This window comes from Burkholderia sp. BCC1988 (assembly GCF_905339895.1).
GTDB lineage: Bacteria > Pseudomonadota > Gammaproteobacteria > Burkholderiales > Burkholderiaceae > Burkholderia.
In genome coordinates this window covers 157996-169804 of record NZ_CAJPHA010000009.1, presented here as the reverse complement: position 1 = coordinate 169804, position 11809 = coordinate 157996, and the positions used below count along the sequence as shown (strand labels likewise).

The 11809-nt window shown below is 72.2% G+C and carries 2 protein-coding genes; one reads left to right on the top strand and one right to left on the bottom strand.

Annotated features, from left to right (window positions below):
• Positions 1-92 precede the first annotated feature (92 nt).
• Positions 93-1838, bottom strand: a complete 1746-nt coding sequence (locus U4012_RS15235; RefSeq protein WP_321799630.1) for a cyclic peptide export ABC transporter — start codon at positions 1836-1838, stop codon at positions 93-95.
• 272 nt (positions 1839-2110) lie between these two features.
• On the opposite strand from U4012_RS15235, the gene U4012_RS15230 reads away from it, so the two are divergent.
• A complete protein-coding gene (locus U4012_RS15230; RefSeq protein ID WP_321799804.1) occupies positions 2111-11809 on the top strand; it encodes a non-ribosomal peptide synthetase in 9699 nt (3232 codons plus the stop codon).

The following is an 11809-nucleotide window of genomic DNA, read 5'->3' as shown; positions in this document are numbered from 1 at the left end:
TTCCGGTGCTTCCCGACGCTCACCATCCTTCGAACCTGAAACCGCCTGCGTGCAGCATTCGCTGCGCGCAGGCGGCAGGTGTTTGACGATACTTATGCGCTCAGCGCATCCGCACCATCGCGTGCGCGTGACCGCGCGGGCGTCGTATCGCTGACGATCTGCCCGTTGTCGAGCTTCAGCAGGCGATCGGCGAGACCGAAATAGCGGTCGTCGTGCGTGATCACGATCACGGCCTTGCCGCGCGCGCGCAGCTCCGGCAGCAACTGTTCGTAGAACACCGCCTTGAACGACGGATCCTGGTCGGCCGCCCATTCGTCGAACAGGTAGAACGGCCGGTCCTCCAGGTACGCGACGACGAGCGCGAGCCGCTTGCGTTGCCCGGTCGACAGCGCGCGGTTCGAGAACGCGCCGTCGACGACCTTCACCTTGTGATCGAGCGCGAGCTTCGCGACCAGCGCGTTCGCGCGCGCATCGGCCTGCGCCCGCGCCGGATCGTCTGGATCGACGATGCCGAGCAGCGCATCGAACAGGTGGAAGTCGTTGAACACCGCGCTGAAACGCTGCCGGTACGCGGCGCGCTCGCGCCAGCCGATCGGGCGGCCGTCGACCTCGATCGTGCCTTCCTCCGGCTCGTAGAGCCCCGTCAGCACCTTCGCGAGCGTCGTTTTGCCGCTGCCGTTGCCGCCGACGATGAACACGAGTTCGCCCGGCCGGATCGTCAGGTCGATCGGCCCGATGCGGAACATCCGTTCGTCGCGCTCGTGGAAATACGCGTGCGTGACGCCGCGCAGCGTGACGGCGCCTGCCGGCGGCACGTCGGGCGCGTCGCTCGCGGGCGGCACCGTGCGCAGCGCGCCGAATTCGGCCATCACGCCTTCGATGCGCCCGAGCGACACGCGCGCCGCGTTGACGGTCGGCAGGTTGTTCAGCAGACCGTCGAGCGGCACCAGCATGAACAGGAACACGACGACGTAGCCGGCCGCCGTGCCCGCATCGGCATGCACGCCGAGCTGCGGCCAGAACGCGGCCGCGCCGAGGAACCCGTAGAACAGGAAGATGATCCAGCCGACGCCGACCGCATACGCGCTGAACGCGCGGCGGCGGTGGTCGCGCACCTCGCCGATCGCGGCGCCGAGCTGGCCGTCGACGAACTGGCGCGCGCGCGCGTCGTGCAGCTTCAGCTCCTTCGCGCCGGAGAACAGCGAGCCGAGATAGCCGAACAGGCGGTCCTGCGCGTGGCCGGCCGCCTCCAGCGACGCGATCGCGCGGCGATCGCCGGTGTGATAGCCGAGCGAGCCGGCGACGATCGCGGTCAGCGCGAGCACGCACACGGGCCACGACAGCCACGCGAGATAGCCGAGACAGCCGAACACGATCGAGCCGTGCATCACCAGGTTCGGCAGCGCGAAGAACAGCATCGACACGTTGGTCGCGTCGTCGGTCAGCACCGACTGCACGGGCGCCGCGCCGATCCGCTCGATGTCGCGCAGCTCGGCCGCGCCGACGCGCCGCGCGAGATGCACGCGCAGCCGCGCCATCGTGTCCTGCGACAGCCGGGCGAACAGCGTGCCCGACACGATCCGCGTGACGAGCGCGATCACCGCGCACAGCGCGAAGCGCCACGCGAGCGCCGCGTCGGCCGCGCCGGGCGTCGCGAGCGCGCGGTTCAGCGTCGCGACGAGCAGCACGCTCGCGACGCCGTTGAGCACGCAGGCGACGAGCGCGAGCGCGAGCGACGCGCGGCTTTCGCGCAGCAACGCGAGGATCAGGCGGGCCGCGGGGCGGCCGGGGGAGGCGTCGAGGGACGGCGGGGAAGAAGGCTCGTGGGCAGCGGTCATCGGCAACGTCGGTAAATGAAGGGCAGGCAAACCCTGCGGAAACGGCAAGACTGATGCGAAAGCGGCGCGCGGGGCGGGCCCGGTTGCGACTTTCCTCCCTGATAGACGAACGGGCCGCGCAAATATTTAGCCCTGCCTTCAAAAAATGCATCCGTGCCGGCTTTGCGCGCAAAACGGTAAAAAATCGGTCGCGCCGTTCGTCACACAAGTGAAGCCGCCCCATGCGGCCCCGAGACTTGGCCGAAGCGGCCGGACCGAAGGACTTCACGCACATGACGAGTTTCCCGACTGCGTTGCATCACCGAATCCGCGAACTGGCGCGCCGCGCGCCCGACGCGCCCGCGCTCGCCGCGCCTTTCCAGAACGACCTGCGCCTGTCGCGCGGCGCGCTCGACGCGCGTGCGTCGCACCTTGCCCGCCAACTGCGCGCGGCCGGTGTCGGCGCGGAAGTGCGGGTGGGTGTCTGTGTCGAGCGCTCGTGCGAGCTGTTCGTCGCGCTGCTCGCCGTGCTGAAGGCGGGCGGCGTATTCGTGCCGCTCGATCCGCGTCATCCGGCCGCGCGCCTCGACTGGATCGTCCGCGATGCGCAACTGCGGCACGGCGTCGTCGATGCGGCCGGCCGCGCGGCGCTCGGCGCGTCGTTCGAACACGCGTTCGACGCAAGCTCCGCGGAGGCCGCCGCCTGCGTCGACGACGAGGACGTGCCCGTTCATCCGCGCTCGGCCGCCTACATGATCTATACGTCGGGCTCGACCGGCACGCCGAAGGCGGTGGTCGTCGAGCACGGGCCGCTCGCCGCGCATTGCGATGCGCTCGCGGCCGCGCTGCCGATCGCGGGCGGCGACCGCCTGCTGCATTTCGCGTCGGTCAATTTCGATGCCGCGCACGAGTGCTGGCTCGCGCCGCTCGCGGTGGGTGCGAGCGTGACGATCGCGCCGCCGCAACCGTTCGCGCCGGACGCCGCGCATGCGCTGATGGTGCGCGAAGCGGTCAGCGTCGCCGCGTTCCCGCCGGCCTACCTGCGCGAATTCGCGGCCGTCGCCGCGCGCGACGGCGTGCCGCCGGCCTTGCGCGTGCTCGCGTTCGGCGGCGAAGCGCTGCCGCAACAGGCATTCGAATTCGTGCGCCGCACGTTCCCGTCGGTACGCCTGATCAACGGCTACGGGCCGACCGAGGCCGTGATCTCGCCGATGCTGTGGCCGGTCGAGCCGGGTGAAATGCCCGCGCTGGCGGCGGACGATGCGTATGCGTCGCTGCCGATCGGTCGCGCGATCGGCCCGCGTGTCGCGCGCATCGCCGGCGACGAGGCTGGCGAGTCGAATGATGTGGGCGAGGGCAGCGAGCTGCTGCTCGGCGGCGTGTGTCTCGCGCGCGGCTATCACGGCCGCCCGGCGCTGACGGCCGAACGCTTCATTCCCGATGCGCACGGCGAACCCGGTGCCCGCGTGTACCGTACCGGCGACCTCGCGCGCCTGCGCGCCGACGGTGCGTTCGATTATCTCGGCCGCCTCGACGATCAGGTCCAGGTGCGCGGCGTGCGTGTGGAGCCCGCGGAAATCGCCGCGTGCCTGCGCACGCATCCGGCAGTGGCCGACGCGGCCGTGATCGCCGAAACCGGCAACGGGCCGACGCGGCTGATCGCGTGCGTCGCGCTGCGCGCGGCCGTCGACGATGCGGCGCTGAAGGCGCACGTGGGCGCGCAATTGCCCGCCGCGTGGCAGCCGCACCGCTTCGTGCGCTGCGCTGCGCTGCCGTACACGCTGAACGGCAAGCTCGACCGTGCCGCGCTGCGCGAGCGCAGCGCCGCCGCGCGCGACGCCGAAGCTCCCGCCGGCGCCGCGCCGCGCACGCCGACCGAAGCGCAGATCGCCGGCTTCTGGCAGACGCTGCTCGGCCTCGACGCGACGCCGTCGCGCGACGACCGCTTCTTCGCGCTGGGCGCCGATTCGCTCGCCGCGATGCAACTGCAGGCCGCGATCCGCGCCGCGTTGCGCGTGAACCTGCAGCTCGACACGCTGTTCGCCGATCCGGCACTGGCCGAGCTGGCCGCGCGCGTCGATCAGGCGGAGCGCGAGACGGGTGAGCCGCTGGCCGCGATTGCCGCGCGCCGCGCACCGGGCGACGCCGCCGCATCGGGTGCCCCGCATGTCGATCGTGCCGCATCGCTCGCACAGCAACGCTTCTGGGTGCTCGCGCAAACGCGTGATGCCAGCGCCGCGTATCACATCGCCGCGCACTGGACGATCGACGGCGCGCTCGACCGCGCTGCGCTGCAGCGTGCGCTCGATCACGTGATCGGGCGGCACGACGCGTGGCGCACGACGCTCGTCGACAACGACGACGGCATCGTGATGCAGCGCATCCATGCCCGTCTGCCGGTTACGATCGCGACGCTCGACTTGCGCGACCAGCCGCCGGCCGCTCGCGACGCGCAAGCCGCGCGTATCGCCGAGCACGACGCGGGCGCACCGTTTGATCTGTCGAACGGGCCGCTGCTGCGCGCGACGCTCGTCGTGCTCGCCGACGATCGCCACCGGCTGCTGCTGACCGCGCACCACGCGATCACCGACGGCTGGAGCTCGCGCTGCGCATTCGACGAATTGTCGGCCGCGTACCGTGCGTATGCGGAAGGGCGCGAACCGTCGTTGCCGCCACTGCCGATCCAGTACGCCGACTATGCGGACTGGCAGCGCGACATGCTCGCCGGCGGCGAAGGCGAGCGCCAGCTCGATTACTGGCGCGGCGCCTTGCGCGACGTGCCGGGCCCGCTCGCGCTGCCGGTCGATCGGAAGCCGGGTGCGACGCGCACGCTGCAGGGCGCACGCGTGTCGGTTCGCCTGGCCGACGCGGTCGCGGCGGATGTTCGGCGTCTCGCGCGCGACGCACAGGCCACGGTCTTCACGGTGCTGCTGGCCGCGCTCGACGCATGGCTGTCGCGCCTGACCGGCGAGACCGACGTGGTCGTCGCGGTGCCGGTCGCACATCGGCAGCGCCCGGAAACCCGCGCGCTGCTCGGCCTGTTCCTGAACACGGTCGCGTTGCGCGTGCGCGTGGCGCCGACGCTGCCGTTCCGCGCGCTGGTCGACGCGGCACGTACGGCGGCACTCGACGCGGTCGCGCACCAGGACGTGCCGTTCGAGCGCGTCGTCGATGCGGTGAAACCGCCCGTCAGGCGCGGCGACGAATGGCTGCGCGTGAAATTCGCGCAGCAGTTCGATGCGCGGTACGACAGCGTGCTGCCGGGCGCGACCGCCGTTGCGACGCCGGGGCCCGATCTCGCCGCGCGCTTCGACTTCGCGCTTGATTTCACCGACGACGCGCACGGGATCGAACTCGTCGCCGCCTATGCGACCGACTGCATCGAATCCGACACCGCGCGCGCATGGCTCGACAGCTATGCGGCGCTCGTCGCGTCCGCCGCACATGAACCGCACCGCGCGACGGCCGCGCTGCCATGCGATGCGTCGCCGGAATCGCGCCAGCCGCGCGACGGCCGTGCGTTGCAGCTCGAACACGCCGACATCGTCGCCGCGTTCGCGCGGCAGGCCGCCGCGTATCCGCATCGCGTCGCACTCGCCGATGCGTCGGCGTCGCTGACGTTCGCCGAACTCGACGATGCGTCGAACCGTATCGCACATGCGCTGAAACTGCGCGGCGCGACGGCCGAAGCACCGGTCATCGTCTGCATCGAGCGCTCGGCCCGCTTCGTCGTCGGCCTGCTCGGCGCACTGAAGGCCGGCGCGCTGGCCGTGCTGCTCGACCCGGCCCAGCCGGCCGCGCGCCTCGCGGCCGCGGCCGCCGATTGCGGCGCACGCTGGGCGTTCGTCGCGCAGCAGCGGGACGGGGCCGCGTGGCCGGCCGGCAGCGCCGCACAGCCGCTCGACGTCGACACGCTTGCGCAGGACGCGACGCTCGCGCATGCGGCCGGCATCCGCGTCGCGCCGCATCCGGAACAGGGCGCGTACCTGATCTATACGTCGGGTTCGACCGGCACGCCGAAGGGTGTCGTCGTGTCGCACGGCGCACTGGCCGACTACGTGCAGGGGATGCTCGACGAACTCGCGTTCGCACCGGACGCGTCGTTCGCGATGGTGTCGACGGTTGCCGCCGACCTCGGCCACACGACGCTGTTCGGCGCGCTGTGCGCGGGCCGCACGCTGCACCTGCTGCCGGCCGCGTGCGCGTTCGATCCGGACCTGTTCGCCGACGAGATGCGCCGCCGCGACGTCGGCGTGCTGAAGATCGTGCCGAGCCACCTGCAGGCGCTGCTCGACGCGCGCGTGCCGGCCGACGTGCTGCCGCGCCATGCGCTCGTGACCGGCGGCGAAACGCTGACGTGGGCGCTCGTCGCGCGAATCGCCGCGCTCGCGCCGGCCTGCCGCGTGATCAACCATTACGGGCCGACCGAGGCGACCGTCGGCGCGATCGCGTGCGACACCGCGTCGATCGCCGCCGATGCGCGCGATCCCGCGAGCAGCGTGCCGCTCGGCGGTCCGCTGCCGAATGCGCGCGCGCTGGTGCTCGACGCGTTCGGCGCGTGCGTGCCGGCCGGCGCGGCGGGCGAACTGTATCTGGGCGGCCCGGGCGTGGCGCGCGGTTACCTGAACCGGCCCGCGCAGACCGCCGAGCGCTTCGTGCCCGATCCGTTCGCGGCCGGTGCGCGCCTGTATCGAACCGGCGACCGCGTGCGCCTGCGCGCGGACGGCCGTCTCGCGTTCCTCGGCCGCATCGACGACCAGGTGAAGATTCGCGGCTATCGCGTCGAGCCGGGCGAGGTGAGCGCGGCGGTACGCGCGGCCGGCCCGATCGCGCAGGCCGAAACGCTCGCGATCGAGCACGACGCCCGCCTGCGGCTCGCCACGTTCGTCGTGATGCGCGACGGCGCGGCATTCGACGAAGCGGCCGTGCGCGTGGCGCTCGGCGCGACGTTGCCCGACTATATGGTGCCCGCGCAGTTCGTCGTGCTCGCACGCCTGCCGGTGACCGCGAACGGCAAGCTCGATCGCGCGGCGCTGCGCGAACTGGCCGCCGCGCCGGTGGCGGTGGCCGCCGGCGATGCGCCGCAGGGGCCGGTCGAAACGGCGCTCGCCGAAGTCTGGCAAGCGGTGCTGAAGGCGCCGCACGTCGGCCGCGACGACAATTTCTTCGAACTCGGCGGCGATTCGATTCTGGTGCTGCAGCTGATCGCACGCGCCCGCAAGCGCGGCGTGCGCTTCACGCCGAAGCAGCTGTTCGACGGCCCGACGGTCGCCGAACTCGCGCGCATCGCGAAGATCGAGGACGTTGCCGCCGCAACGACATCGACCGCGCCGGCTTGGTCCGCAACGGTTTCCGCAGCGGTCCTGACGCCTGCACAGCAGCGCTTCTTCGCGCTCGACGTGCCGCATCCGGGCCACTGGAACCAGTCCGTCGCGTTCGACGTGCGCGGTCCGTTCGACGCCGACGCATTCGCGCGTGCATTCGACGCGTTGCTCACCCATCACGACGCATTCCGCCAGCGCTTCGCGCGTGGCGCGGACGGCAAGTGGCGCGCGAGCGATGCGCCGAAACCCTACGACGCGCTGCCGTTCGTCGAAGTCGCCGCGCGCGACGAAGCAGACGCGCTGGCGCGCTTCGACGCGTTGCAGCGTCGCCTCGACCTCGGCCGCGGGCCGCTCGCGTGCGCATGCGCGGCGCGGCTGGCGGACGGTGCGACGCGGCTGTATCTGGCGATTCACCACGCGATCGTCGACGGCGTGTCGTGGCGCATCCTGCTCGACGACCTCGACGCCGCGTATCGCGCCGCATGCGAGCGCACGCCCGTTCGCCTGTCGCAGCCGGGCCTGCGCGCGGCTGCGTGGGCCGCGCGCCTCGCGCGTGCCGCGACGGAGCCGGCATCGCCGTTCGCCGCTGAAGCGGCTTACTGGGCCGGCATGGCACAGGGCGACGACCTGGTGCCTGATCATCCCGACGCGCCGGCGACGAACGCCGACGCGGCCGTCGTCGTGCAGACCATCGACGCGGCATTGACCCGCGCCGCGCTGACCGACGCGCACGCCGCGTATCGCACGCAGACGATCGAACTGCTGGGCGCGGCGCTCGCGTTGGCGCTGGCCGGTGCCGACGGCGCCGCGTCGTGCCGCGTCGAACTCGAAGGGCATGGCCGCGAGCCGCTGTTCGACGATGCGGACGCGAGCCGCACGATCGGCTGGCTGACGAGCCACTATCCGGTCACGCTGCCGGTCGAAGCCACCGCGCGCGACACGCTGTGCGCGGTCAAGGACACGCTGCGCGCGGTGCCGCACAAGGGGCTCGGCTTCGGCGTGCTCGCGCACTACGGCGACGCGGCGACGCGTGCGGCGCTGGCCGCCGTGCCGCGTCCGCGCGTCACGTTCAACTATCTCGGCCAGTTCGATGCGCCGCGCGACGCAGCGCTCGTGCCGCGCTTCGGCGGCACCGGCATCGAGCGCGACCCGCAAGGGCCGCTCGGCAACACGCTCGCGATCCATGCGTACCTCGATACCGACCGCGACGGCGCGCGCACGCTGAAGGTTCACTGGGTATACGGCGCGCCGCAGTTCGAGCGCGCGACGATCGATGCGCTCGCGGAACGCTTTGCGGCCGCACTGCGCGAACTCGCCGACGCATGCGCATCGCGTGTCGCGCATCGCGGCGGCGGCGCGACGCCAGGCGACTTCCCGCTCGCGCAGGCCGCCGGCCTCACGCAGGCCGCGATCGAGCGCGCGCCGCTCGACTGGCGCACGATCGACGACGTGTATCCGCTGTCGCCGATGCAGCAGGGGATCCTGTTCCATGCGCTGTTCGCGCCCGGTCATGCGAGCTACGTGAACCAGCTCGTCGCGACCGCGACGGCGCTCGATACCGACCGGCTCGCGGCCGCGTTCGCCGCCTCGGTCGCACGTCACGACATCCTGCGCACCAGCGTGATGCCCGACGAGGCCGCACCGCTGCAATGCGTGCATCGCCATGCGCGGATGCCGGTCGAGCAACTCGACTGGCGTACATGCGGCGACACGCTGAATACCGACTTCGACGCGTGGCTCGCGGCCGACCGTGCACGCGGCTTCGACTGGCGCGAGCCGCCGCTGATGCGGCTCACGCTGATCCGCGTAACGGACGACGCGTGGCGCGTCGTGTGGACGCGCCACCACGTGCTGCTCGACGGCTGGAGCACCGCGCGCCTGCTCGCGGACGTGCTGCGCGACTATCGCGACCCCGATGCGGTGTCGCCGTTCGCGAGCCGCCCGGCGCTGCGCTATCGCGACTTCATCGCGTGGCTCGGCACGCGCGACCGCGACGCCGACGAACGCTTCTGGACCGGGCGGCTCGCGCGTCTCGACGCGCCGACGCTGATCGCCGAGCGTATGGCCGACCGCGCGGACGCCGAGATGGTCACGTGGCGCGCGACGATCGACGCAGCCGCGACGACGCGTATCGCGCACACGGCGCGCGCGCTGAAGCTGACCGTCAACACGCTGGTGCAGGGCGCGTGGGCGCTCGCGCTGCAGCGCATGACGCACCAGCCGGCCGTCGCGTTCGGCGCGACCGTCGCGGGCCGTCCCGATGCGCTCGCGGACGTCGATACGGTGCTCGGCCTCTTCATCAACACGCTGCCGGTGATCACGGCGCCCGCGCCGCAACAACGCGCGGCCGACTGGCTGCAAGGATTGCAGCGCGAGAACGCGGCGGCCGCCGAGCATGCGCATACGCCGCTCGCCGACATCCAGCGCTGGGCGCGCGGCGCCGGCGGCGCACTGTTCGACACGCTGGTCGTGTTCGAGAACTACCCGGTCGACGACACGGCGCGCGATGCCGATCCGCGTGCGCTCGCGCTGAGCGGCGTGCGCAGCATCGAGTCGACCGATTTCGCGCTGACGCTCGTGATCGAAAGCGGCGCCGAGCTGACGATCGACTACGGCTACGACACCGCGCGCGTCGATGCGCACCAGGTCGAGACCTGGCACCGCGCGTTCGCGTGCGCGCTCGATGCGCTGGCCCGCACGCCCGACGCGCTGCTCGGCACGCTGTCGATCGCCGACGACGCGACGCGCGACGCGCTGGCCCGCGCGCAGGACACCGCACGGAGCTGGCCGGACGCGCAACGGCAACCGCTACATCTGCAATTCGCGGACGCTGCACGCGCAACGCCCGATGCGATCGCACTCGAATATGCGGATGCGCAAGGTAACGTGCAACGCGCGACATATCGCGAACTCGACCTGAACACGACACGCGTCGCCGCCGCATTGCGCCGGCGCGGCGTGCAGACCGACACGCCGGTCGCGCTGTGCGTCGAGCGTTCGTTCGACATGGTGACGGCGCTCGTCGGCGTGCTGAAGGCAGGCGCCGCGTACCTGCCGGTCGACCCCGACTATCCGGCCGAGCGCATCGCGTACCTGTTGCGCGACGCGCGGCCCGCGGTCGCGATCACCCAGGCCCATCTGCGCGCGCGAGTCGAGGCCGCGCTCGGCGACGACGCGACGACGCAGTTGCTGACGGTCGCCGATCTGCTCGCCGATGACGCGAACGATGGCGGCGAGCACGGCGAAGCGGGCGATGCCGCCGAGATCGCGACCGACATCGACGCCGCCCAGCTCGCGTACCTGATCTACACGTCCGGCTCGACCGGCAAGCCGAAGGGCGCCGGCAACTCGCACGGCGCGCTCGCGAACCGGATCGCGTGGATGCAGCACGCGTACCGGCTGACGCGCGACGACGTCGTGCTGCACAAGACGCCGTTCGGCTTCGACGTGTCGGTGTGGGAATTCGTGTGGCCGCTCGCGACCGGCGCGAAGCTCGCGATCGCCGCGCCCGGCGACCACCGCGATCCGGCCCGCCTCGCGGCCGCGATCCATGCGCACGGCGTGACGGTGCTGCACTTCGTGCCGTCGATGCTGGCCGCGTTCGCCGCGTATCTCGACGATTTCCAGGCCGCCGCGCAATGCGACAGCGTGCGCCTGATCGTCGCGAGCGGCGAGGCGCTCGCGCCGGAACTCGTCGCGAAGGTCGCGCGGCTCGTGCCGAACGCGACGCTCGTGAACCTGTACGGGCCGACGGAAGCCGCGATCGACGTGTCGCACTGGACCTGCGGCCCCGACGACGCCAACGCATTCGCGGTGCCGATCGGCCATCCGATCGCGAACCTGCAGCTGCACGTGCTCGACGCGGCCTGGCAGCCGGTGCCGGCCGGCGCGACCGGCGAACTGTATCTGGCCGGCGCGGGGCTCGCGCGCGGCTATCTCGGCCGCCCGGGGCTGACCGCCGAGCGTTTCGTGCCCGATCCGTTCGTCCCGGGCGCGCGCATGTATCGCACCGGCGACCTCGCACGGCGTCGCGCCGACGGCGCGCTCGACTACCTCGGCCGCGTCGACACGCAGGTGAAGCTGCGCGGCCAGCGGATCGAGCCGGGCGAAATCGAGGCGCTGCTGCGCGCAGCGCCCGGCGTGCACGACGCGGTCGTGATCGTGCGCGACGAGCAGCTGATCGGCTATGTCGCACGCGGCGACGCGGGGCCGCTCGACCGTGCGGCCCTGCTGGATTCGCTGCGCGCGCAGTTGCCGGCCTACATGGTGCCGTCGCAGCTGATCGAACTCGACGCGCTGCCGGTCACGCCGAACGGCAAGTGCGACCGCCATGCGTTGCCCGCACCGGTGCGCGAGGCGGCCGCGGCCAGCGAACTCGTGACCGACACGGAGCGCGCGCTCGCGGCGATCTGGCAACGCGTGCTGCACGTCGACGCGATCGGCCGCGACGACGATTTCTTCCTGCTCGGCGGCCACTCGCTGCTCGCGACGCAAGCCCATGCGCAGGCGAACCTGCACTGGGGCCTCGCGCTGCCGCTGCGCACGCTGTTCGACACCCGCACGCTCGCACGCTGCGCGGACGCGATCGATGCGGCCTGCGCGGCACGCGGCGCGACCGACGCGGCGAGCGCGATCGACGCGCTGCTCGGCGAACTGGAAACCCAATAA

What these genes read in the sequence shown, in the direction of transcription:
- U4012_RS15235 (WP_321799630.1), bottom strand. Translation starts at nt 1,838, where the DNA reads ATGACCGCTGCCCACGAGCCTTCTTCCCCGCCGTCCCTCGACGCCTCC.
- U4012_RS15230 (WP_321799804.1), top strand. Translation starts at nt 2,111, where the DNA reads ATGACGAGTTTCCCGACTGCGTTGCATCACCGAATCCGCGAACTGGCG.